Source organism: Streptomyces yatensis, assembly GCF_018069625.1.
Classification (GTDB): Bacteria; Actinomycetota; Actinomycetes; order Streptomycetales; family Streptomycetaceae; genus Streptomyces; species Streptomyces yatensis.
In genome coordinates this window covers 10,325,891-10,349,256 of sequence record NZ_CP072941.1, presented here as the reverse complement: position 1 = coordinate 10,349,256, position 23,366 = coordinate 10,325,891, and the positions used below count along the sequence as shown (strand labels likewise).

The 23,366-nt window shown below is 68.4% G+C and carries 17 protein-coding genes and 1 pseudogene; 4 read left to right on the top strand and 14 right to left on the bottom strand.

What is annotated here, in order from left to right; all coding sequences use genetic code 11:
- Positions 1–465 precede the first annotated feature (465 nt).
- The 8 genes from J8403_RS43200 to cas3 form a co-directional block, all read right to left on the bottom strand.
- Positions 466–1,047: an AAA family ATPase gene (locus tag J8403_RS43200; RefSeq protein WP_211128716.1), complete on the bottom strand. Its 582-nt coding sequence runs from the start codon at positions 1,045–1,047 to the stop codon at positions 466–468.
- Between the two features lie 205 nt (positions 1,048–1,252).
- On the bottom strand, positions 1,253–2,836 hold the full coding sequence (locus J8403_RS43195) for a Mu transposase C-terminal domain-containing protein (protein ID WP_246586279.1): 1,584 nt from the start codon (positions 2,834–2,836) through the stop codon (positions 1,253–1,255).
- A 41-nt stretch (positions 2,837–2,877) separates the two neighbouring features.
- On the bottom strand, positions 2,878–3,516 hold the full coding sequence (locus J8403_RS43190; RefSeq protein WP_211121283.1) for a type I-E CRISPR-associated protein Cas6/Cse3/CasE: 639 nt from the start codon (positions 3,514–3,516) through the stop codon (positions 2,878–2,880).
- Positions 3,501–3,725: a hypothetical protein gene (locus J8403_RS44215; protein WP_246586278.1), complete on the bottom strand. Its 225-nt coding sequence runs from the start codon at positions 3,723–3,725 to the stop codon at positions 3,501–3,503. Before J8403_RS44215 ends, J8403_RS43190 begins: the two co-directional genes overlap by 16 nt.
- Before the next feature lie 219 nt (positions 3,726–3,944).
- Positions 3,945–4,298 carry a CRISPR-associated protein Cas5 gene (gene cas5, locus J8403_RS44210; RefSeq protein ID WP_246586277.1) on the bottom strand — a complete coding sequence of 118 codons (354 nt, stop codon included), beginning with the start codon at positions 4,296–4,298 and terminating at the stop codon, positions 3,945–3,947.
- Positions 4,295–5,449, bottom strand: coding sequence for a type I-E CRISPR-associated protein Cas7/Cse4/CasC (cas7e, locus tag J8403_RS43180; protein WP_211121285.1), 1,155 nt, complete (start codon positions 5,447–5,449; stop codon positions 4,295–4,297). Before cas7e ends, cas5 begins: the two co-directional genes overlap by 4 nt.
- Positions 5,446–7,593: a type I-E CRISPR-associated protein Cse1/CasA gene (casA, locus tag J8403_RS43175; RefSeq protein WP_211127993.1), complete on the bottom strand. Its 2,148-nt coding sequence runs from the start codon at positions 7,591–7,593 to the stop codon at positions 5,446–5,448. The genes cas7e and casA overlap by 4 nt, the downstream gene beginning before the upstream one ends.
- A 217-nt stretch (positions 7,594–7,810) precedes the next feature.
- A complete protein-coding gene (gene cas3 / locus J8403_RS43170; RefSeq protein ID WP_246586276.1) occupies positions 7,811–10,753 on the bottom strand; it encodes a CRISPR-associated helicase Cas3' in 2,943 nt (980 codons plus the stop codon).
- A gap of 883 nt (positions 10,754–11,636) precedes the next feature.
- Here cas3 and J8403_RS43165 point away from each other — a divergent pair.
- The gene (locus J8403_RS43165; protein WP_211127992.1) at positions 11,637–12,269 is read left to right on the top strand and encodes a transposase; all 633 of its coding nucleotides are present in this window, start codon (positions 11,637–11,639) and stop codon (positions 12,267–12,269) included.
- Here J8403_RS43165 and J8403_RS43160 read toward each other — a convergent pair.
- The 4 genes from J8403_RS43160 to J8403_RS44200 form a co-directional block, all read right to left on the bottom strand.
- Positions 12,254–12,586, bottom strand: coding sequence for a hypothetical protein (locus J8403_RS43160; protein ID WP_211127991.1), 333 nt, complete (start codon positions 12,584–12,586; stop codon positions 12,254–12,256). The two genes, J8403_RS43165 and J8403_RS43160, sit on opposite strands and share 16 nt — an antisense overlap.
- A gap of 44 nt (positions 12,587–12,630) precedes the next feature.
- Complete coding sequence (locus J8403_RS43155; RefSeq protein WP_211127990.1) at positions 12,631–13,113, bottom strand: protein-tyrosine phosphatase family protein; 483 nt, start codon at positions 13,111–13,113, stop codon at positions 12,631–12,633.
- A 1-nt stretch (position 13,114) separates the two neighbouring features.
- Positions 13,115–16,522: a tyrosine-type recombinase/integrase gene (locus tag J8403_RS44205; RefSeq protein ID WP_246586275.1), complete on the bottom strand. Its 3,408-nt coding sequence runs from the start codon at positions 16,520–16,522 to the stop codon at positions 13,115–13,117.
- A 151-nt stretch (positions 16,523–16,673) separates the two neighbouring features.
- Positions 16,674–17,996: a GNAT family N-acetyltransferase gene (locus tag J8403_RS44200; RefSeq protein ID WP_246586274.1), complete on the bottom strand. Its 1,323-nt coding sequence runs from the start codon at positions 17,994–17,996 to the stop codon at positions 16,674–16,676.
- A 630-nt stretch (positions 17,997–18,626) separates the two neighbouring features.
- Here J8403_RS44200 and J8403_RS43135 point away from each other — a divergent pair.
- Both J8403_RS43135 and J8403_RS43130 read left to right on the top strand, forming a co-directional pair.
- Positions 18,627–18,806: a hypothetical protein gene (locus J8403_RS43135; RefSeq protein ID WP_211127989.1), complete on the top strand. Its 180-nt coding sequence runs from the start codon at positions 18,627–18,629 to the stop codon at positions 18,804–18,806.
- A gap of 465 nt (positions 18,807–19,271) precedes the next feature.
- On the top strand, positions 19,272–20,084 hold the full coding sequence (locus J8403_RS43130; RefSeq protein ID WP_211127988.1) for an acyl carrier protein: 813 nt from the start codon (positions 19,272–19,274) through the stop codon (positions 20,082–20,084).
- Between the two features lie 830 nt (positions 20,085–20,914).
- Here the strand turns inward: J8403_RS43130 and J8403_RS43125 are convergent.
- A pseudogene (locus tag J8403_RS43125) lies at positions 20,915–21,241 on the bottom strand (fatty acid desaturase); the annotation flags it as partial.
- A 79-nt stretch (positions 21,242–21,320) separates the two neighbouring features.
- On the bottom strand, positions 21,321–22,283 hold the full coding sequence (locus J8403_RS43120) for a PLP-dependent cysteine synthase family protein (RefSeq protein WP_211127987.1): 963 nt from the start codon (positions 22,281–22,283) through the stop codon (positions 21,321–21,323).
- Positions 22,284–22,542: 259 nt separating this feature from the next.
- Between J8403_RS43120 and J8403_RS43115 the strand changes: the two genes are divergently transcribed.
- Positions 22,543–23,106, top strand: coding sequence for a helix-turn-helix domain-containing protein (locus tag J8403_RS43115; protein WP_211128713.1), 564 nt, complete (start codon positions 22,543–22,545; stop codon positions 23,104–23,106).
- The last annotated feature ends 260 nt before the right edge of the window (positions 23,107–23,366 follow it).

The following is a 23,366-nucleotide window of genomic DNA, read 5'->3' as shown; positions in this document are numbered from 1 at the left end:
CGCCTGGGGGGCCTTGCGGCGGCGAGCGTAGGCGTATCCTCCAGCACGAGGTCTACGAGCTTGGCCGCGACAAAGTAGTGCTTGTCGATCACGTACACCGAAGCACGGTCGTGCAAGGGCGCGCCGGGTGCCAGCAGTTCGCCCAAGAGCCGACGGCGCTGACCGGCTTCCCCGCCGGTGAACATCTTCTGGAGCTTCACCTCTGTCGCGGACTTCTGGATTCCCGCCTCTCGTCGCAGCGTGTCCACGATCCGGCTGCTTCCGCGTCGTCGATGGCCACCGAGGCTATGATCACGTAACGGTCGCCGCCGTGGAGTTGATCGCCGTGGTAACCGGACTCGTCGATGGCGATCCACCGGCCTGTGCCAGCGCGGTCGTCGGTGGGAGCCTGGTGGTTGCAGCGACTGAAGTTCGCTCCGACAAGGACTGCTCACCTCCCCTGTCTGCGGGCCCGCTCCGGCGGGTTCAGGAGTGACGGGTGGTGGTGTCGAGCCGACCGAGGATCCAGCGGATGAGTTCTTTGCTCATCGTGAGTTCGGGGTTCTTCTTCAGGGCTTCCTGGGCATGGAAGGTGATCTTGGCCCAGTTACGGAAGTAGCCGTGTGCGCCTGCGTCGTCGGTGAAGGCCAGGAGGTCCTGGTCGGCGTCGTTCCACACGGCGTGGTAGGGAGGGATGTTGTTGAAGACCTCGGCAAGGCTCAGTGGTCTGAACTGCTGGGCCTGGTAGAGGCGGGAGTGCAGGGGTGCGTGGCGCAGGACTCGTTGGCGGGTGTTGCCGCTGCCGACGAGGATGACGGTGAGGGGGTTTGTCTCTTCGTCCCACAGGATCCGGGCGCTCTCCATGAGCGAGGTGTTGATGTTCTGGACTTCGTCGATGAGCAGGACGTGGGGCTGGCTGGCGAGGGCCTGTCGGATGTCGCCTTTGCAGGCGGCGAGGTTGTCGAGGGGCTTGCCCGGCAGGGCGAGGGCGCGCCAGAAGGCGTGGTAGACCTCGGTCTTGGTGGCGCTGGCGTCGAAGCGGAGGCGGACGGTGTTGTGGGGGCGAATTTACGCAGGGCGCGGTGGACGGCGAAGGTCTTGCCGAGGCCGACTTGTCCGTGGATGCAGATGATGGAGTGGTGCTCGATGGCCTCCTTGATGAGTTGTTCCGTTTCGCGGGCTGCCTTGGTGCCTACCGTGTGGGCTCCGGCGAGGCGCTGGTAGTGGTCGTGGATGGGGTCGGGAAGCCGGCAGGCGGGGGCGGGTGGCTGGGTCATGTTCGGAGTCCGGTCTGGTCGTCGGGGTGTTCGTCCTCGGGCTGGTTGGGGCGGTGGTCCAGGGGCATGGTCAGGTCGTCGGAGGGTTCGGGAAGCGGAATGAAGTCCGGGAGCGGTTCGAATGCCTGGCTGGTGGCGTTGAGTTCGCGTAGTTGTTCGGTCGCTTCGTCCTGGGTGAGGGCGTCCAGCCGTCGGGGTGGGCGTGCTTCGGTGACGGCTTCGTAGCGTGCGTTGCGGTTCCTCTCGGCCTTTTTGAGTGCGTTGCGCAGTCGGTCGGCCTCGCTGCGGCGGGCTCGGTCGAGTGCTCTGCGCTGGGCGGGGGTCACCTGATCGGTGAGGAAGGCGGGGCCGAGGTGGCGGAGGGTGCCGGGCTCGTAGAGCTCGACGCGGTGGTCGTGGTGCAGGAGGTGGCGCAGGTGGACCTTTTCGCCGGCGTGGCCGTGCATCCATTCGGCGATGTAGTCGCGTTTGCGCCAGCGGACGCCGCTGTTGTTGATGGTCAGGGGTTTACCGGCGCGCTCAAGGGTGAGGGTGTGCAGGTCTTCGGCAGGGACATCGAAGATGGGGGTGAGGTCGTCCGTCCATGCCTGCTCGGGGGTTTTTCCGTCGAGTTTGTCCATGGTGTGGACGGTGTTGCGTTTGCGGATCCAGTCGAGGACGAGGGCGACGAAGCCTTCGAAGTGCAGGAGGGGCTGGTCGGGTCGACGGGTTTGCCGCCTGACAGGGTGGGGGCTTCGGTGTAGCCGGGGAAGTCGGCGAAGAGGGTTTTTTTGATGGCGCCGTTGGCTGCTTCGACGGTGGCTTTCAGGTCGGGGCGGCGGGGCGGCAGCACGATGTGTTTCAGTGCCGAGCGAGCCGAGTGCCTGGCCGACGGTGCGGGAGAGGAAGTCGCGGCCGCCGTCGACGCGGATGCGGTCGGGGATCCCGCCATAGGGGTTGTGCGGCGCTTCGGTGAGGATGGCGTCGCGCAGGGCGACGAGGATGCTTTCCCTGCTGGGTGTCTGGGGGGTGATGGCGACGCCGCAGATACATTTGGTGGCGCAGTCGATGAACCAGGTGATCCATGGTTTGCGGACGTGGCCGTCGAGGATGACGGGGACGCTGGCTTCGACGTGGTCGGTTTCCCAGGCATAGTTGCGGTGGTGGTGTTCGCGTTCTCCGTGGATGTCGTAGCGGCGGCGGGCGCTTTCTCCTCCGCTCAGGCCGGCGCGCTGTCCTTTGTTCCAGTGGCGTTGGGCTGCCCGGTGGAACGTGGCCGGGGAAGGGAGTTTCTCGTCCTTGAAGGGTTCTTCTTTGAGTTCCTTGTAGGCGGCGGTGACGTTGCCCCGCAATCGTGCGATGACTTCGATGGCGTGGTCGGTGAGCTGGTAGGCGGGGCGGCCCTGTGGGGTGTAGGTGCCGTTGTTGGCCGCGGCGTTTTTCATCCAGCGGCGGACGGTACGGGAGGTGACGCCGAAGGCGTCGCATACGGCGCGGGTGTGCCCGGGGGCGAGGGTGCCGAGTTCGCTGTGGTGTAGCAGGCGGCTGACTGCCAGGGCTCGCAGCCGGGTGTCGTCGGGAGCGGGCAGGGGCGGTTGCATGGCGGGGGGTGCCTTTCGTGCTTCGTGGAGGGCGGGATGGTTCAGCCGGGGGTGAGGGTGAGCAGGCCGGCTCCGTAGGCCTTGCCGCGGCCGATGCCTTCGCGGATCGCGGTGTCGAGGAGGGCCGGTTCGCTGATGGTGGCCGTGCCGTCGAACTGGGTCAGGCGCTCGTAGGGTCCTGGGCGGGGAGAGGGGAAGGGGCAGGGTGTGGCTGCGGGGAGGCTGGTGAGGTGCAGGCCGGCGGCCGGGGCGCGGCGTTGCCACCAGGCGATGGCGTCCGGTCCGGTCAGGGGGGTGAGTTTGCCGCGGAGGCGTCCGGTGACGGGGTGGGGTACGGCGTCGGCGCTGCGGCTGACGACGGGGGCGGCGGTGATGCGGTAGCGCACGGGGAGGTGGGGAGTGAGGCCGGTCAGGATGGGGGTGAGGTCGCGGGTGGTGATGTCTCCGTAGCCGTCGGGGAGGCCGGCGAGGTGTGGGGTGTCGGCGGTTTGGACGAGGAGGACGGGGTCGAGGCCGGGGTCGAGGCGGAAAAGGAGGCCGCCGGCTTTGCGGGGGTGGGGGCCGTCGGGGTGGGGCAGGAGGCGCATCATGGTTTTGTGGAGGCCGGGTCGGTAGGCGAGGTCGTTGCAGGCTCTGCGGTGGTGGCGGTTGAGGATGATGCGGGTCAGGGTTGCCGGCATGGGGTGTCCTTGAGGATGTAGTCGGTGAGGGTGTCGATGGGCCGGGGTCCGGCGTAGAGGGTGGTGGGGAGTGGTTCGGTGGTTCTCCACAGGGGGCGGAGCAGGTGGTGGCGGCGGGTGTGGGTGAAGTCGGCTGGTTCGCTCGGGGTTTCGCGGTCGGGTGGGGTGCCGGGGTGTGGGGGGTGTTCGGCCCAGAAGTCGATGGGCACGTGGGTCTGGCCGGGGCGGGGTGGGTGGGCGAGGCTGAGGGGGACGCGGTCGCGCAGGGCGGTTTCGGGGTCGGGGATGTCGGTGTGGATGAGGAGGGTTCGTCGGGCAGGCAGACGCGTCGGCCGAGGTAGGGGGAGAAGCGCGGGGTGGTGAGTGTGGTGGCGATGTGCGCCAGGAGCGGGCGGGGCCTTGGACGGCGATGGTGAAGACGGCGCCGGTCAGATAGTCCCGTTGGGAGATGTGCGTGGATCTGTTTTGGGTGCGGTATTTCCCGTCGCTGGTGTGCAGGCCTTGGCGGTGGGGGCGTCCGCCGCCGGTGGTGTGCCAGTCGCGGTAGGGGTGCCGGGGCAGTCGACGCGGATGGTGAGGGCAAGGTCGCGGTGGCTGGGGGTGCCCGGCAGTTCGGGGTAAGGGTCCAGGGCGTGTTCGGCGGTGCGTCCCTGGGCGGCGGCGAACATGCCGATCAGTGCGGACCGGGTGGGGAAGGTTGTGGTGTCGCGGTGGTGAAAGGTGCCTGCCTCGCCGTAGGACTGCAGGAGGCCGGCTGCGCGCAGGACCAGTCCGCGGCTCATGCGGCGGCCTGGCTGGGGGTGTCGGGCAGGGCCGTGCGGGCGCAGGTGGCGGCGAGGTCATCGAAACCGGTGTGGTGGGTGCCCAGTTCTCCGATGGGGGTGCCGGCGGTGGTGGCGTGGCCGTGGGTGATGCGGTGGCGGGTGCCGATGAGGCGGTCGATGGTGGTGGCGTACGTGGTGAGGGCCTGGCGGGCGGGCAGGACGTAGCCCTGGCCGTGGGAGCGGACGGGTTGTTCGAAGGCGGCGCCGTAGGAGACGGGTCGGCGGTCACGTACGACGTAGTGGACGAGGTCGGGCACGGTGTGCGCGGCTGCGGAGGTCTGTCCGCCGCGGGGCATGGTCATGATGAATGCCTGGGTGAACAGGTCGATGAGGGTGCGGGCGGTGGTGGTGTCGCCGTTCAGGTTGGCCAGGAGTGTGGTGGTGTTGACGGTCGCGAAGCGGTAGAAGTGTCCGGTGGAGCGGTAGGCGGTGTTGAGGTGGGCGCTGCCTGCTTCGCCAGGGCGGGGCCAGTCATCGACGGCGGTGAAGAAGTCCGGCTGGGGCTCGCTGCGGTGGACGGTGAAGGCCGGGGCCATCTGTACGGCGGCTTGGATGTGGCCGTCGTGGATTTCGGTGAGCATGCGCCCGAAGAGGCTGATGCTGGCGGTGCGGCGGGTGAGCTGGGCGGTGATCTCGTCGGTGGGCAGGAGTGCGGGGGCCGGCTTCTTGGTGGCGGTCTGTTTGGCCAGGCCTTCTTCGAGGGTGGTGCGGTGGGTGCGGCACAGTTGTGTCAGGTGGCGGGCGGTGTCGGCGGGCAGGAAGAACATGGCCTGGGTGCGGTGGTCTTCTTGGGGATTGGTCTTGAGTCCCCCGGTCTTCGCGCTGGCGGCGATCTGGGCCGCGGCGAACGATGCCAGGTCCTCGGTCCAGCCCTCGGCGCGCAGCGCGTCGGTGACGGTCGGAGGGACCATGCGGGTGCGGGCGGCGTGCTCGTCGAGTTCTTCTTCGACGGCCAGTCGGATCGGGCGTTTCCATGCCTGGGAGGAGATCATCGTGCGGATGGCGCCGCCCAGTTCGAGGGTTTTGGGTTCCCCGCTCTCGTCGCTGTTCAGATTGGCGGCCGTGCTCGGGTGGAGGGCGTGGATGTCGAGGAAGCGGGCAGCAGTCACGGGGTTTCCTTGGAGGTCAGGTACAGGGTGCGGTAGAAGGCGTCCTGCCAGCGGGTGGCGACCCGGCCCCGGTCGTGGTCGCGCTGGGCGAGGTCGTCGAGAAGAACCGGCCAGTCGGGGGTGAGGTCTGCGTCGATGAGACGGCCGGTCAGGGAGGGCAGGCGGCGGTGCAGCTGGTTCTCGCTGAGACGGACCAGGACGGCGAGGAGTTCGTCGGTACGGGTCTCGTTGAAGTCGGCGGTGCGCACCGCGTGGGCGAGGGTCGCGCCGAGGTTGGGCCGTTTCCGCCAGGTGGCCGGACTGTAGGGGTCGAGGTCGGGGGCAGGGTCGGGGTTCGTGGCTGCGGGGGTGGTGGGTTGTTCGGTGCTGGTGGCGTGTGCTGCCCGTACGGCATCGAGGGGGTCGACGTGGGCGATCAGGGAGGCGACGGTGTAGTGGACGCGGCGTTGCCCGTAGCCGTGGGTGAGCACGGACAGGAAGCGGTGCATGCCGTTGCAGTCGTCGACCGGGCGGCCGCGGCCCTGGCGCAGGGTCCGCCGCGCTTTGGGGTCGGTGCAGGCTTTCTCGACCTTTGCGGTGAAGCCGGTGTAGTGGCGGCGGTACTCAATCGCAGTGGGCATCAGGGTCCTGGCGTGCGCGGGCGGCGGGGGGCGGGTGTAGAGGGCGTCGACTGCTGTGGCGATGGCGCGGGCGGCGGCGCGGTGGCGGAAGCGGGCGCTGGCAGTCGCGGTGCGCAGGGCGCGGGCTGCGGTGTCGGCGAACGTGATCCGTGCGGGGGTGTCGGTGTCCAGGAGGTGCCAGAACGCTGCTTCGGCTTGCTGCCAGTACAGGCTGCGGGCTGTGGCGGTCCACGAGGGATCTTTTGAGGAGGGGGCTGCGTGGCAGGTGTCCTTCCACGCCTGGTTGGTCAGGAACGTCAGGCGGGAGGCGGTGCTCTCGGCTGCGGTGCAGCATTCGGAGATGCGGTTGGCGCGTGCGGGGTCGTGTTCCTGACTCCAGGCGAGCAGGGGCGGGGTGATGGCCGTGTACCAGCGGCGCTGGATGGTTTTGGTGTCCTGGTCGAAGCCGTGGACCCGTACGCGCAGGCTCTTGCGTACTGGGGGTGGGAGGTCGTTGAGGGTGTCGAAGACTTCCGGGCGGCGTGTCGCATGCTGTTCGTCGGGAGCCAGGACCAGGGAGTCCAGCTCGCGCCACCAGGCGCGGTCGGCGTCCGCGCGGCGGGGACGGGCTTGGGGCGGGCGGCCGGTGCCGGTGCGGACGACGAGGTAGGGGTCGGTCACCGCGAGCCGGGGCTGCTGGGTGGACCAGGTCAGGTAGGCGTTGGTGACGGTGCTCGCGTCGTCGCCGGGCACGAGGAGCACGGAGTGCCGGTTCATGCCTGTCAGGCGCCGTCCCGGCCAGGTGGCGGGCGGTAAGGGGGCTTGCGGGTCGGGGAGTTGGGGCTCTTCCCATGGGCAGTGGTCTGGTTCGCTCTGTTCGTCGGCGGTGAATTTCGGGATGCCTGCCAGGAGCGTTTCGTACAGGGTGCGGCCCAGGGGGTGGAAGGAGACGGTGCCGCGCAGGGGGCCGGCGGCGGCGCGGGGGCATGTGAGTGTGCCGGCTGTGCGGGAGGTGCAGCCGCCGGATGCTCCGTAGTAGTGGTGGATGAGGAGGTGCTGGAGTGCCTCGCCGGTGGGCAGGGGCATCGCTGCTTGGTCGTGGTGGGGGCTGAGCCAGGCCAGGTTGTTGCCTGCGGGGCGTCCGAAGACGAGCGTGTTGATGCCGGAGGGTATCGCGCACTGCTCGCGCAGCCGGGGGTCCTGCATCCAGGGCCGTAACGGGTCGAACACGTCGAAGGAGTACTTCGCGAAGTAGGTGTTGACGGCGTCGGTGTCGAACCCGTCGGTACGGCCGAGGAGTTCACTGCGGTGCCGGTTCCAGGTGTCGGCGTTCAGTTCGGGGTCGTCGAGGCCGGTGATGCGGGCGGCCAGGACGGTCGCGATGCGCAGGATGGCCGATGCGGCCGGGGCGGCGGCCACGGCGAGGTCTTCGATGGTGTGGGCGTCAAGGATCAGGCCGCGCAGGCCGGTGCGGTGGTAGCCGTGCTGGTCACGGACGTCGATCCAGGGGTCGTCGGCCGCGCTGAAGCGGTCGGGCGGTGTCAACGGTGGTGCTCCACAGAGGCAGCAGGAGAAGAAGGGCGAGGGGGATGAGAGTGCGGGGCTTCCCTGTCCCGGGACGGCGGGGAGGGCGGCGGGGCCGCGGCCTGGGCGTCACTCGGCCGGGAACGGGCGGGACATGGTGCATGCGGCCCGTCAGAGTGCTTGTGGCACAGGGGCGTTTGCCTCGGTGGAATCTTCGACCGGGCACACATTCAGATAATCACAGAGTGACCCCGCGTGTACAAACGGCGAGATAAGTCATACGAATACCCGGCGGCGGGGAGGTGTTCTCCTGCCGGTCAGCGGGCTGTGGTGTGGACAAGGCCGAGTTCGTCGTCCATGCGCAGCAGGTAGCGGCCGTACTGTTCGGTGTGTCCGGTGTGGTGGGCCGGTGCGGGCAGCAGGACCAGGTCCGCGAGCAGGGGGTGGGTGCTCCAGGCCTCGGGGGACGGTGCTGGGGGCCGCGGCGGGCGACCCAGGCGGCGGGGACGGGCAGGGTGTGCTGCAGGACGCGGCGGATGCCGGCGGTCTCCAGACGCGGCCCGGTGGGAAGGGGGTGGCGGCCGGCCCGGTCGAGGGCGAGGCCGCCGGAGGCGGTGCGGTAGCAGGGCAGCAGCCGCACGGGCAGCGTGCCCAGCCGGGTGGCGGCCTGCGCGGTGGTCAGGCGCTGGCGGTGGAGGTCGGCCAGGGAGGAGACACGGCCCGGCGGCGGGAGGAGATGCTGGGCGCTGAGGTGCCGTTCGATGGTGTCCTTTGTCCGCAGGCGGGCCGCGTCGTATCTGAGGGCTTCGGTGGCCCCGGCGAAGGGCGAGTGCGGGCCGTGGATCTGCTCGACCAGGTCCTGCACATCGCCGGGCAGGCTGATCAGTGAGCGGGTGCGCAGCAGGTCGGCAGTGGCGCGCAGGACGAAGGGGGATTCCAGGGTGCGCCAGCCGGCCGGGATCGAAGTGGCGCCGGCGGCCGAGACGGGTTCGAGGACGTGGAAGTCCGGGATGTGGCCGTCGCCCCACCACACCGGGCGGCGGGAGGCATCATCGTTCTGCCAGCGTAGGGCGAAGCGTGCGAGGCGTCCCAGACGCTGCAGCAGGCGGGCGACGGAGGCCAGGTCGCTGACCATCAGGTCGACGTCGATGTCCAGGCTCGTGTCGAGCAGGCTCGTGGTGACAACGACGAGCCGCTCCGGGCGCTCGCCGGTGGGTCCCAGCCGGCGGCTCAGGGTGCGCAGGAGACGTTCACGGTGGTGGCCGGGGAAGCGGGCGTGCAGCAGGACGAGGTCGGCCGGGTCGCCGGGCCAGGTGTGCTTCAGGTGCCGGTAGGTGTCCTGGGCGTCCGGGACAGTCGCGCAGGTCACCGCGGCGCATCCGCCGTGGCTGATGACGGGCGTGAGCACGTCACCGATCACCGCGAGGCGCTCTGTGCTCCCGACGGTGCGCGGCTGCGGGCCGAGCCGTGTGCGCCGCACGTCGTGGACGCGGATACGGGCCTGACGGTGCTGGCCTGCGGCGTGACGAAGGCGTGCGGTCTCGTCCATGACGGTGGCGGTCGCGGTCGCGGCATCGGCGAACAGCCAGCCCGGATACGACGGGCTGAAGGCACCCTGCGGCAGAGCGGAGGCCCTGTGGCCGGCACCTGTCAGGTAGGCGCGCACGAATGCGTCGGCAGTGGAGGCGGGCAGAGTCGCCGACAGCAGCACCACGGGGGTGCGCAGGGACCCGAACCAGCCCAGCAGGCGCAGCAGTTGCAGGTGGCTGAAGGCAGACAGGGCGTGCGCCTCGTCGACGACGACCGTCTTGCCGGACAGGCCCAGCAGCCGTACCGCGTTGGAGTGGACGGGCAGGACAGCCATCTGCGCCTGATCGACCGTCGCGGCGCAGAACGGGGCCAGCAAGGCCGCGTCGTGCCCCCGCAGCAGCCTGGGGGGCTCCGTCACCGGATCGTCATCACCCGCGCCAGCGGCGTCCCCCGTCGGCGGCACCCTCTCCCCTGCGGCCACCGGGACCGGGGCGAGTTCCACCGCGGCGAGCCGGCGGTCGCTGTAGGCGGCGTTGAGCCAGCTGTGGCTGTGCGCGAGAGCGACCGGTGCCCGGTAGGGATCGTGCCGGCGCACGTAGTCCTCGAGCAGTTCCCAGGAGGCATCCGCGGTGGCGGTGCTGGGCGACAGCCACGCCACTCCCCTACTCCCGCAGGCCGCGTTGAAGATCCGCGACGCCTGCAGCGCGCCGACACTCTTGCCCGTCCCGGTCGCATCCGCCGCCACCAGGATACCGCTGCCCGACTTCCCGACCAGGGAGGGCAGTTGGGTCATCAGCGACTCCTGGAACCTGTTGGGGCGCCTGGCGCGCGGATGCGCCACCGCGAACGGCACGTCCTGCCACTCCAGCTTCTCCAGCCATGCCGCATCCAGAACGTCCCGCGCCTCCCCGCTTGCCAGAGTGAAGTGTTCGGCCGCCCCGAAGGCCGGCATGTGCGCCTTCGGCAGCCAGTAGGACCGCTGCCTCGCCAGCTGGCCGGCCACCGTCCCCACACCGGCCGCGAGTACCGCCGCGGGGACGGACAGCCGTTCGGGAACGTGTACGGCTCCCGTCAGATGCCGCACCACGGCCGCGTAACGGTGACGCAGCCTGTCCCATGCCTCTCCCCCGGCCGCAACAGACACCCGGCGCGCGGACGCCGCACCCTCGATATCAGCCTGGAGGAAGAATCCCCTGCAGCCACCGACCACCTGGGCCGCCCGCACCGCGGGACTGGCGTTGCCGGCGCACGCGTAGCCGCTCATGGTCAGCACCCCCAGCGCCACATGCATCGAACTGCGCGCGGTCGGTGTCCACCCGGTATCGCCGCCCGCCTGCTCCACCAGCGTGTCATCGAGCCGCGCCCAGGCGGCATGGTGCGCGCGCTGGAATCGGGGAACCATGCGTCCCAGATCCTGAAGCCCGGCCAGGAACGCCACCACCGACCGCGCCTGCGCCGCAGGCAGCCCCATACCCTCGCTCAGCATATCCCGCTGGGAAACGGTCACCACACGTTCCCACACCTCGAACGCCATCACCGCACTGTCGAGCATCCCGAACAACAGCGGATACACCGTATTCGAAGCCGCATCGAACTCCGTCCACGGCCCCAGATCGATACCCCCCAGCCGGGCGTCCTCAACAGCCCCCATCACCGCCACCCCCACCACCGGTCCGCCGAGAAACCACAACCCTCCCACGCACCAGCCCCCCTTACAGCCCACACCACGTCACCCACCCCGGCCGGAAGCAACCGTCCGCCACACGACCACCGATGACACACAAACGCTGCTAAACTCACCCGAGAACATCAGGCCACGAAGAGACAAGCCCCGCGCAAGCAGGAATGAATCGCCCTTACCGCGGTCCACGCGCACCTTCTCGGGACAAGCTCCGCGTCAGCAGGGATGGATCGAGCCGTGGGGTCGCGGTCATGTAGAGGCGACGACAGGTCCTGCGGAAGCGGGACTGGATCGATGCGTGGAGTCGCGGTCATGTAGAGGCGACAGCCAGCCCCGCGCAAGCAGGGATGGCTCGGCATCAGGTCTCGAGCCCAGCAGGCCGCCGACGTGAGCCCCGCGCAAGCAGGGATGGCTCGAAGTACCCGCGCGTCATGGAGGGTGCTCTCGCGTAAGTCCCGCGCAAGCAGGGATGGGCACGAGCTAAGGAACCTCCGCGCCGTAAGCGCCGCGCAAGCAAGATGGATTGCCTGTGTTGATACTGGTCAAGCGGTTGGAGCCATTCGCGGTAGGCGGGGGCGCGGCCGTCGATCCTGCAGGCATGACAGCATCGACCACCGAGAAACCACAGGTCAGACGGGACTCGCTATAGCAATTCTCACGAAAATGTCCTGGCAATTCTCACAACGTGACAGCCATTTTTCTCACCCGCTGTCGTCTCACAAAAGGGATGTACTTGCGGTGACACCAGGTCAGCTACCTGCCTAAGCTCCCGTACCAGTGACATCACAACGAGAAATATGAATGGACATTGAAATGAGACTCAGCAGACGTCGAAACCCGCCGTCCGGTCGACTTGCTCCCGGACCGGGAGGCATCCAGCCTGGCTGCATGGCTCGCCGAGCGGCCCGGCGTCGAGGTCGTCTGCCGGGACCGCGCGCCGTTCTTCGCTGAAGGCGCTGCGGCCGGAGCGCCGCAAGCGGTCCAGGTCGCGGACAGGTGGCATCTCTGGCACAACCTGAGCGAGGCCGCCGAGCGGAGCGTCGCTCAGCACCGCCGATGTCTGCAGGTTCTGACGCCCGCAGCACCTCAGCCCGAACCCGAGGCAGTCCCGGCCGCGGACCCGTCGGCTTCGCCTTGGCCACGAGGACACCGCTTCGCCGACCGGACACGGGCCCGGCACACTGCCGTCCACGCCCTGCTGAACGCAGGGCACAGTCGACGCTCGGTCCAGCGCCAGCTCGGGATGAGCTGGCGAACCGTCAAGCAGTTCGCCGACGTCGCGACGCCGGAGGAGCTGTTCACCGGTCAATGGCAGAACCGGCCTTCGGTCCTCGATGACTACAAGCCCTACCTGGACGACCGCTGGAACGAGGGCTGCACAAACGCGTGGAAGCTGTGGGAGGAATCGTCCCCCTCGGCTACAAGGGCAGCTACCAGCGCGTTCGCGCCTACCTGCACGACAAGCGCACTTCACCAGGTCCGGTGACTGCTCGGCCGCCGTCGCCCCGAGCCGTCGCCGGATGGATCCTCCGGAATCCGGAAACCCTCACCGAATCCGAGCATCTCCAGCTCAAGGTCGTCCGGGCTCACTGCCCCGAACTCGACGCTCTGACCCGGCACGTCCGTGCCTTCGCGGCCATGGTCACCGGCCGCAAGGGCGAGCGTCTGCCGGACTGGCTCGATGCCGTCCGTCAGGACGACCTGCCCAGCCTCCACACGCTCGCCGCCGGCATCGACCGCGACCGCGACGCCGTCATCGCCGGACTCACGCTGCCCTGGAATTCGGGCGTCGTCGAAGGTCATGTCAATCGGATCATTCTATGGAATCTGATTTGTCAACATCATGCCTATTTGCGCAGTTCCATCGTCCACTCTCGCTGCTCGGCGGTGTCTGGGACGGCGAGCCCGCGAGCTCGTTCGATCTGGTTCCAGGCAGTGTCGGGATCGACATTGTTGAGGATGAGGAGTGCGGCCGCGAGGAGGGATGAGCGTCCGATGCCGGCTCGGCAGTGGGCGACTACGTGTGCGCCTTCGTGTAGCTGTTCGGCGAGTCTGTGCAGGGTAGGCCGGATCGTGGTGAGGTCGGGGACGGTGCGGTCGGGGATGGGTATGGCGACGAACTGCAGCCCAGCCGTGACGGCTGTCCGGGGTTCGTCTGCGAGGCCGAGTTCGTCGAGTTCGGGGCCGGGGAGCGCGCAGACCAGGACGTCGACGCCGCAGGTCTTCAGTGCGGCCATCTCGTCTTCGAGCCAGTCATTGCCACGGGGTCTGGCCATGGTGCTCAGTCGTCCCGGGCCGGGGAAGTCGATGGTGAAGAGGTCGCGTCGCATGTCAGCAGCACTTTCGGTCGATGGGGTCAGGTGGTGATCGGACGGTCAGTGGCAGGGGCCGGCCGGGTTCGGCGCGGAGCTCGCTCGGGGTCGGGCCGGCTGGGGTGGCCACCTCTGCGAGGCGCTGGAGAAGGCGGTCGAGGGCGCTCTGGCCGTCGTCGACGGCGGCGCGTTCCTCTTCGGTGAGCGGAATGCTCACGAGCATGCGCTGCAAGTTCGCCTTGGCTTCGACGAGTTGGGATTTCGTCGATTCCTTGGGCGTGTAGAAGTCGCAGCGAGCGCAGGCCATCCGGTGCTGGCACTGTTCGAAGAACGAGTAGGAGCACAACCCGTGACCGAGATCGTAGTACTGCCAGGGTTCACCGGTGGCCGCGGCCCCGGAGGTGATGGCGTCGCGATCGAGCAGGACCTCGACCGTGCGGACGTTGCGCTCGAAGTACCCGGCCTCGGTGTATGCCTTCGTGAGGGTGTTGGGCGTGATCTTCGCGTAGTACTGGGTGGATTGCGGTGAGCGGTGTCCGAGCCATGCTTGCAGCTCGAACAGCGTCATCGGCTCCTTGGCGTTGTAGAGCTGGCTGGCGATGGTGGACCGGGCCCGGTGGCTGGTGATGTTGCCGCGGACGTCGGCGGCCGGGACTCCGGCCTTGCGGCAGAGCATCGGGATGATCGTGTTGTTGATGTAGCTGGTGGAGACGCGGCGGGCCCGGACGGCGAACAGCGGGTCGACCACCTCGCTGGTGCGGCGGTCGGTGAACTTCGGCTGATCCGGGCGGATGCTCTGCCAAGCGTCGATGGCCTGGCCCAGGATCGGATCGACCGGTTTGGTGAACGAGGAGCTGGTTTTATGGGTCGGGACGTCGAGCAGGCAGACGGCGTCGCGGGCCAGGACCTGCTGCGAGTCGCCGACAATCGGTGCCCCGTCGTGCTGCCAGCGGATGCAGCCCACCCTCAACCGGGCGATCTCGTCACTGCGTTGGCCGGAGAACAGCCAGGTCAGCGTGACGGCGCGGACCAGTTCGAAGGGGTAGAAATGCCCGGATCGGGTCTGCGGCAGATCCGCGAGCTCCAGGTTCAGGCCCGCCCACAACAGCTTCGCCCAGATCTCGTCGGCGATCACTCTGGGATCGGGCCCGAGGAGGGCCGTGATGCTGCGGGGGATGGCCAGCGCGCGCAGTTGATCGAAGCGACGGGGCAGCCACTCCCATTCCTGGCAGTCCCGGAAGAACGTCCGCAGCGCGGTGATCTGCCCAGCCTTGCTGGGCGCTTCCAGTGGCTTGCCGAGACGGTCGCCCAGCCCGATCGTGCGCTGGACGTAGTCGCCGACCTTCATCCGGTCCAGCGCGGCGATCCACGAAGCGCAGGTCTGACGCGTCCAGTCGGCCGGATCGGCGGCGTCGGGCTGTTCGGCGGCGATCCACCGGCCGACCTTGAGCAGGTTCGAGCGGACGCTGCCGCGGACACGCGGCGTCAGTGTCGAGGTGGTGTGCCAGCGGTCGGCCCACTGTTCCCAGATCTGCGCGCCACCGGTCGCCCGAGCCGAGTGGCGGCCGGTGCCGGGACGCGGAGGATCACAGAATCCGAGCTCGGCGACCGCCCGCTGCATCGCGTGCAGGGTGTTCAGACGACTGCCCTCCAGCAGCCCGTCGCGGCGAACCCGGTCGAACAGCGCAGTGTCCAGATCCTCAAGATGCGGGCTGCGGTTGAGCAGGAACAGCTGGCAGACCACCATCGGCAGCAGCGTGTCCTCGTCCCGGCCGAGCCGGTAGCCCCAAGCGCCCAGGACCGTACGAAGTCGTGCGATCTCGCCGTTGACGCGGTCGCGTCCGAAGATCCGCCAGGCCAGGGTGAGTCGTTGGAAACTACCGAGTCGGTGGAACTCGTTGAAGCCACCGAGCAGGTAAGCGTGCGCCGCGAGATAAGGGCGGACCTCGTCGCCTGCCCAGCTCGGCGCGTGCTGGCGGAACTCGGCCTGAGTGCGGCCGAGCAGGTGGAACCATTCCTCCTCGCTCCAGCCCCAGAAGGTCCTGCCGGTCTCCGCGCACCGCGTCAGCAGCACAGCGACCACGTCGAGCATGGCCCGCCGACGGTGCGGGGTGAGTGGGGAGTCCAGTGCGGCGTTGACCGCCTCGAGCGGACCCAGCAGCCGACCGATCACCCGCCAGCCCTGCGCGGACGGGTCGTGGTACTGCAGTCGCCGCAGATTACGCACGCCCAGGTCGGCCACGGCCCTGGCTTCAGCAGATCGCACTGCCACCGCGGCGTTGTCGCGGGGCGGGGAGATCGGCCAGGACCAGCGTCCGGCCCCGTCCTCGGCGGCGATGGCCGGTGGTGGTGCGGTCACCTCGACACCTCCGCCGTTGTGCCGTCCGCAGACGTGAGCATCTGTATTCGCCAGGCATGGATGTGCTCCATGCCGCGGGCCAGCTTGTCGGCCAGGTCCCGGCCGGACAGGTGGATGTACTGGAGCGTGGAAATCGGTGTTGCGGTGGCCGGCGAAGGTCGCGATCGCGTGCAACTCCCAGCCCGTCCGGGCCAGATCGGTCAGACACAGGTGCCGGGTGGTGTGGGTCGAGAACCGCGGGACACCGGCCTCCAGGGCGATCCGGCGGACCACCTTCGACCAGGTCCACAGGGTCAGCGGCTGCCCGTGGTTGCGCCGGGACTCCGAAAGGAACAGCGGCCCCCTGGCCCGGCTGACCGTGGCCCGGTGGGCGAGGTAGGCCGACATCAGCACGCCGGTCGACGGCGAGTACGGCACCACCCGCTCCAATCGGTTCTTCGTCGTCTCCGCCCGCACCCTCAGCGTCCGGTGGGCCGGATCGAGGTCATCGGTCCGAAGTGAGCACAGTTCCTCTCGTCGCAGCGCGGCATCGTAGGCCAGGGCCAGCATCACTCGGTTGCGGACCGGCTCCTCCCGCGCGACCTGCAGGATCCCGAGCCACTGCTGTTCACTGGGGATCCACGGCAGCTTCGTCAGCCGCGGCACCAGCCCGCGCTGCTGCCCGCCCCTCTGGCGCCCTGGGGTGAAGCGGCCCCGGCCGACCGGGTTCGACTCCCGCATGCCTTCCTCCATGAGGAAGTCGTAGAACAGGCGGACCGGCACCAGCCGCTGTTGGATCGTGGCATTCGCTAGCCCCGACCCCGAGTCGATCGTGACCACATTGGCTCCTCGACGGTGAGGCCGTGAGGTCAACTCCCTTACGTAGACGGCTGTATGTGCGCGGTTCGCGGTGACCGGGTCGACGTTCTCCCGTTCGCACATCAGCAAGTACTCGGCCAGCCCGCGGGCGTAGGTATCGATCGTGCGGGGCGCACGTCCGAGATCCGTCCAGATCGTCAGCCAGGTCGCCGCCTGCTCATGCCGGCCGAGCACCGGCCACTTCTCCATCAGCACCGTCGTGCCGCTCAACACATTCCCCAAGTCCGTGGTTGCACCGGAGAGACATGATCACCCCGGCAGATTCCACGTAACTTTTAAGATGCTCAAACGGCAGATGTTCGGCCGCGCGGGCTTTCCTCTTCTGCGGAAACGGGTTCTCCTCGCCTGACTTCCGGCGAACTCACTCAGTACGTTTCCTACAGGGTGCGCCGGTAACGAACTTCGGTACGGATACTCCGTCGTAGTCGTAAGCCTGGACAGCGCCGTCAGCGATATAGCCCGCTCGCTCATAGAAGTGACGTGCCCGAGTGTTGTCGGTGAGGACCCACAACAGCATCAGGCTGAAGCCGTCCGCCTGAGCGTGAGCGTGCACGGCGTCGAGGAGCATGCGACCGATTCCGGACCCAATGAGTGAGGGCTGAACGTATAGGGCGTAGAGCTCACCCATAGCCGTACTCGTGCTATTGCCGCGAAAGCGTCCGAGGCACGCCCACCCCACGACTCGTCCAAGTGCGTCGACCGCTACCAGGTTGGTCGTGCCCTCGTTCGACCTTTCGAAGTGCCGGCGGCGCTGCTGGACATCGACCTCAACCGTCATTTCATCGAGGTAGGGCTGGGGCACGATTCCGGCATACGCGGTCTGCCAGCCGGTCACACGTATCGCTGATACAGCCGGGACATCAGCTTCCGTCATAGCTCGTACAGTCAACATCTCGGCACCGCACGAGACCCGCCACCATGACCGCCCGGGAATTACGGCCGAGTAGCCGCAGCAACTACGCAGAGTAGCCGCTGCACGGAAGCTGTGCCAGAACCGGTTCTCGTGGACACGGCGGACCAGGGTGTGCAGGCGCATGTTCCAGTCCTGTGCACCGGTGATGGACAGGCACATGTCCCGTCGCCCGGCGGTGGGCCGGGCGACCAGGAAGAGGTGGGACTGGGCTCCGACGTCGCGCAGCGGGTCTTCGTCCATCTCCTTGCGCAGTAGGGCGAGGGTATCGGCCTCGGTGTTGCGCCGCCGCGCGTGCAGGCTGACGACTTCGGCATCGCCCATCTGGTACTTCGTCTTGTCGCCGCGGCCGAAGTAGCGGTTGTCGACCATGTGCGGTGCGACGGGGCTGGCAGGGATGTGCACGATGAGATAGCCGGTCCCGTCGTCGGCCGCAGCGCTGATCTCCTCGGTGAGGATGGCCAGCGGCGGGTCGGGGATCGTTCGTGCCACCTGCTCGATTTTCTCCGGCAGCCCGTTTAGGGGCTGGGGGGCGAGTTCGAAGGTGAGGCTCTCCTTGTTCTCCTGCACACCGATGATCAGGGTGCCGCCGTCGACGGCGAACGAGGACAGATCTCGCGCCAGTTCCTTGTTGTCGCCCTTGCTGTTCGGGGCCTTCTTCAGGTCCAGGTGATGGCTCTCCTCGAACAGGCCGCCGTCGACAGCGGCCTGGAGGTCGGCCTCGGTCTTCGGTATCCACCTGGGGTTGTCGGAAGAGAGGTAGATCGATGTCACTGTGCGGTCCCGCTTCCCTTGATCCAAGGCCCAGCACGGGCCGTAGCCCAAGCGGCTGAGCGCCAAGAGTACGGAGAGGGACCGACAGTCGAGCGCTCGTCTACTCCGGGCCAGGATCGCGCAGCGGGTTACGGGGCCCGCAGTCCCAGCACCTCACAGTCTTCGGGAGGTTCTCGAATCGCGTGCCGGAGACGGGCCGAGCGCTGCCACACCAGCGCCGCCTCCATATGCACAGCCTGACCAAGCACGACCCCGTGGAGGGAGGGGAATGGTGAACGGTTGCTGAAGCTGTCTATGTGACGGCCGTCACCTTCGCAGACCGTTTTGAGTAGGCAGTTCACGCTGCGGACCATTTACGCCACTTCCCTGATGAAGGCCGCGTTCAACGGCCGCGATCGAGGGGGTGGCGATGGATACGGCGATCAGTTCAAGGGTGGTTTTCACCACCCGCCCAGGTGTACGGCGTCTGGCCTTGGTGGGCCAGTATCTGCGTTTGTTGTGGCGGAAACACCAGGAGTACGCGCAGACGACCAAGCCGCTCGGAGAACGGGGGCTTCGTTGAGCGAGCATAGCAAGCGAGTTCAGTGCGTTCTACCGCAGTTTCATCGCTCGTCTCGTCGGCTTCCTGGCGTGGCAGGGCGCCGGGTGGCGGACGCCTACCGCCGCAAAGGCGTCGGCGCCACGCTCGTAGAGGCACTCGCCGACGACTTCGGGTGCCAGATCGCCGATGTGTCCTGGTCGACCCCGATCAGTGAGGCCGGCCGACGCCTCGCACACCGGATCTCACCCGAGGGCATCTGGATCAGCTGACACACCAGCATGTCCCGTGCCGCCAACCAACCCCCGTCCGCTTCGTCCCCAGCTGTGGCTCTTCGACAGGTCAGTTCAACGGCCACGATCAGACCGTTCCCATCCGCGAGCCCGCCGCGCAGTTGCCGGCCGTGCGCCTGCAGGTAGGCCGCCACGCCGAGGCCGCGCCCCGCGGGCCGCGCGCCGTCGCCAGGACAGCCCGTTCCCGGTTCTCTCTCCACTCCCCCCGCATCCCCATCATCCATCCGCCCAGGGCAATGCGGGGCGACCTGCGGCCGACGCCCAGGTGAACACGGAACCCGGACAAACCCGCCTCCTGCCACAGCCGCGTAACAGCGGCCGCGCAGGGGACAACTCCCGCCCCACCCCACCGGTCGAACCTGGTGCGTCGCACACCCGCGCCGCGGCGGAACCGGTGCCGCCCGGCGCGACTCCTCCAGTCCCGACCGAAGTTGGAGTTGCCCCGTGCCCAGAAAGTCCCTGCCGACGCGGCTCGCCGCCACCGCCGCGCTCCTGCTCGCCGCAGGCGCCCTGTCCGCGCCGGCCGCCTCGGCGAAGCCCTCGGACGCCTCCCCAGGCGACGCCTACGTGCTGACGGTGAGCACCAATCCGCCCAGGACCGACTACGACAACCGCCACGTCGACGTCACCGGCACCGTCACCAAGGCCGACGGCACCCCGGCCCCCAACATCCCCGTCACCGTCCAGGAGGTCGTCCTCTTCACCACCTGGAATCCGTGGGGCGACCCCATCGACCCCACCTACTACGAGCCGCGCGAGCTGGGCACGCCGGTCACCGATACCAACGGGAAGTTCACCATCCCCGACGTCGACATCGACCACGTGACCGGCAGCAGCCTGCTCAACGCCCAGCACGAAGTGCAGATCACGGCCCTCTACGACGAGGACGGCGACCCCAACACCCCACAGGACGGCTACTACGCGGACACCACCGTGGCCGCCAACGCCAAACCCAGCTCCGTCAGTTACCAGGTCAACAAGAAGAAGGTGAAGGCAGGCGACATCCTCACCGTCCAGGGCAAGGTCACCCTCCCCGAAGGGGTCGAGCCCGCGGGCACCGAAGTCTTCCTGCAGACCTACTGGGAGAGCGAGTACCACGTGAAGACCACCGCCGAGGACGACGGTTTCTTCGTGCTGTCCGTACGCGTCTCGCGCGAGGACGACACGTTCCGGCTGCGCACGGCCCCAACCGACCTCTACGTGGCGGGCGCCGACCAGCCGCTCCCGATCACCAACACCTCGCTCCCCCGCACATAGCCCTCCGGACGGCGGGTCGGGACTTCGGGCCCAAAGGGGGCCGTAGCCCCCGGGTGAAGAGGGCCCGCAGGTCCCGGCGACGGGTCACCCACTCGCTCGCACAGCCGCTGCGGCGCACGGTGGCCAGCCCACCGCGTACGGGCTACGCCCCCCGCGGCGACCTGTGGTGTGGCCGTCCGCGACTCTGTCGCGAGACCCTCGCAAGCCGAAGCCGTTCGGGGCTGTAAGTCCGGACTCGCACGGGGGTGCTCGTCCGGTTGGTGTGCATACCGCCGGTGAACCGGCCTGGTGCCGACGCCGTCGCGTAAGGCATGGACAGTATCGACGAGGTGGACGTGTCCGAGCCGGGTCTGGGGTCCTGGTCATCACGGCCCGGGATGAACCAGTGCGGTGGTCGAGCATGGTGCCACGCGGCATCGACCCGTCGCCGTGCGTGGTCCACGGTGCCGGGCCGGCCTCCGTCCAGGGGGACGGTAGGCGCGGGCACCGCAACGCGAACCCCGCCACGCCCGGCCCGGACTGAGGAAATATCACCTGAGCCTGCGCGGATTCCGGCGCAGGCCGGGTGAACACCTTCCGCTCCGTCCGCGAGGGTGCGGCGCAGCGGGATGTGAAAGACGGATTGCGGGCGCGGGTCCGGCTGTCCGCCGACACCAGCCGCCGCATGGGTGCGTGGCATCGCGGCCCGAAGGGTCTCCGGCCCGGACAGGTCATCGCTCAGCTCGCCGACCACGTCGAGACGGGCGAGGACGGGCGCCGTGCTGGGTCGCCCCGGTCACCCCGCGCGACCGCCACGCGTCCGGTCCGTGGCTCCGCAGCCGTCTGCGCGCTCATTCGGGCCGGGCCGCACCGCCGACCGTGTGCATGTGCCGCAGCCCTTGCCGGTAGGAGTCGAGCAGTCCGGTCTCGGCATACGGGAGGCCGAGGCTGCGGCAATGTTCCCGGACCAGAGGCTGCACGAGCTCCAGGTGACACCTGGGCATATTCAGGAACAGGTGGTGCTCGATCTGGTAGTTCAGCCCGCCCAGAAGCCAGTCCGTGACCGGCCCGCCCCGCACGTTACGCGAGGTCAGGACTTGGCGGCGCAGATGGCCCCACCGCTCCCCCGCCGGGCCGGGCATCTCCATGCCCTTGTGGTTGGGCGCGAAGGCACCGCCGGCCCGGGCGCAGGCCTCCGACCAGAGCGGATGAAATTTTCGGCAAGCGCAGGGCTGCCGAGCGGGGTGTGCTGGTCCCTCAGGCGTCGGGCCACAGGTCCGTGGACAGGTACTTGAGGCCGCTATCACAGATCATGATGGCCAAGGTCTTGCCTCGCATCTCGCCGTCCAGCAGGTTCAGGGCCGCGGCGAGGTTGGCGCCGGAGGAGAAGCCGCCGAAGATGCCTTCCGTGGTCGCTAGCCGGCGGGCGGCCTGCTTCGCCTCGTCGCCAGTGACCTGGACGAAGCCGTCGACCGGCACGCCCTTGAGATAGGTCAAGTCGTCCATGGCGTAGCCGCCTCCCTGGATCGGATGATCAGGGTTGGTGAGCGGCTGGCCGGCCACGACCGCGGCGCCCGCGGGTTCGACGGCGAAGCAGCGCACAGCGGGGTTGTGTTCCTTGAGGGCCCTGGTCACGCCTGCGTACGTTCCGCCTGAGCCGATGAAGTCTGCGAATCCGTCGACCGCACCGCCCGTCTGCTGCCACAGCTCCTGGCCTGTGCCGCGATAGTGGGCGAGCCAGTTGCCGTCATGATGAAACTGGTTGGGCCGAAACGCACCGCGGGCTTGGGTGATCTCCTTCGTTCTGGCTTCGACCAGCTCCAGGTCTCCACCGGAAACCTGCCCGGGTACGGAGCCGGGCAGCTGGTCGACCAGCACCACCTCGGCGCCGAGCGCTGCCATCATCCGGGCTCGCTCCAGCGAGTTCCCCTTGGACATGACCGCGATGAACGGATAGCCCTTGACGCCGCATACGATCGCCAGCCCGGTTCCCGTGTTGCCGCTCGTAAGCTCGACTACCGGTTGTCCGGGCTTGAGGTGCCCGGAGCCCTCAGCTTCCTCAATGATCCCTTTTGCCACGCGGTCCTTCTTGGATCCGCCTGGATTCAGGTAGTCCAGCTTGGCCAGGATGGTCCCGTCCAGCCCCCTCGTGATCCGATCGAGCCGAACCAACGGTGTCGCGCCGATGGCTTCCACGGCAGACGGCAAAACAGTGTTCATCTTCAATCCTTCGCTGATCGCCGTGAATCGGGACGGATGTGTTCTCGCTGAGGCCGCGGTTCCCAGCCTCAATCCGGGCACGTGAGCCTCACCTGGAGCCCACATCGTTCGACAGACCGAACGTGACACCTGCAATAATGAACACACCGATTTGTGTTCGTCAATCCGAACGATCAGACTCCTCTACCGAACGGGCTGTGCGTCAGCCACACTGCGCGGCGACCACTCCACCGGACCATCCAGGAGCGACCACATGGCCATGGCCGAACCCTCACGATCCGCCCCGCTGGACATCATCGCCCGAGCCCTGCGCCGGGAGCGGGGCGCCACCGGGCTGTCCCTGACGGACCTGGCCAAACGCGCCGGGATCGCCAAGTCCACGCTGTCCCAGCTGGAATCCGGCAGCGGAAACCCCAGCGTGGAAACCCTCTGGGCGCTCGCCGTCGCCCTCGGCGTCCCGCTGAGCCGCCTGGTCGACCCGCCGAAGCCGAGCGTCACCGTGATCCGGGCCGGCGAGGGCCCGGTGGTCCACTCCGAACGGGCCAACTACAGCGCCACCCTGCTCGCTGCCTGCCCGCCGAACGCCCGCCGGGACATGTACGTAATCCGCGCCGAGCCCGGCTCCGCACGCAACTCCGACCCCCACATGCCCGGCACCATGGAACACGTCTGGCTCGGCACCGGCCGCGCCCTGGTCGGCCACCCCGACGCCCCCGTCACACTCTGCCCTGGCGACTACATCGCCTACCCGGGCGACCACCCGCACACCTTCCAGGCGCTTTCCCCCGGTACCACCGCCGTCTCCCTCATCGAACACGTGTGACCGCCTCCGACGCCCAGCAGCAGCTCTCGTGAGCGGAAGGAAGAAGTTCTATCCAGAAGCCGTGGGTAGGAGGCGGGTTTCTCCAAGTCCGATACACGCCCTGGCCTAAGACCGTGTCCTACATGGTCAGTTGACAGCCCATTCATCTAGCCCGCGGCCAGTGCCACCGGCTGATCGCCGCACCAGGGCGAGTGCCGGGGAAGCTCCGCGCCGGGGTCGGCCCCGGCGCGGAGCAGACGCTCACGCCGCCACTGGCGCGG

Coding starts and splice junctions, on each gene's coding strand:
- J8403_RS43195 (WP_246586279.1), bottom strand. CDS start 2,836: ATGCAACCGCCCCTGCCCGCTCCCGACGACACCCGGCTGCGAGCCCTG.
- J8403_RS43190 (WP_211121283.1), bottom strand. CDS start 3,516: ATGCCGGCAACCCTGACCCGCATCATCCTCAACCGCCACCACCGCAGA.
- cas5 (WP_246586277.1), bottom strand. CDS start 4,298: ATGAGCCGCGGACTGGTCCTGCGCGCAGCCGGCCTCCTGCAGTCCTAC.
- cas3 (WP_246586276.1), bottom strand. CDS start 10,753: ATGGGGGCTGTTGAGGACGCCCGGCTGGGGGGTATCGATCTGGGGCCG.
- J8403_RS43160 (WP_211127991.1), bottom strand. CDS start 12,586: ATGACCTTCGACGACGCCCGAATTCCAGGGCAGCGTGAGTCCGGCGAT.
- J8403_RS43155 (WP_211127990.1), bottom strand. CDS start 13,113: ATGCGACGCGACCTCTTCACCATCGACTTCCCCGGCCCGGGACGACTG.
- J8403_RS43120 (WP_211127987.1), bottom strand. CDS start 22,283: ATGAACACTGTTTTGCCGTCTGCCGTGGAAGCCATCGGCGCGACACCG.
- J8403_RS43115 (WP_211128713.1), top strand. CDS start 22,543: ATGGCCGAACCCTCACGATCCGCCCCGCTGGACATCATCGCCCGAGCC.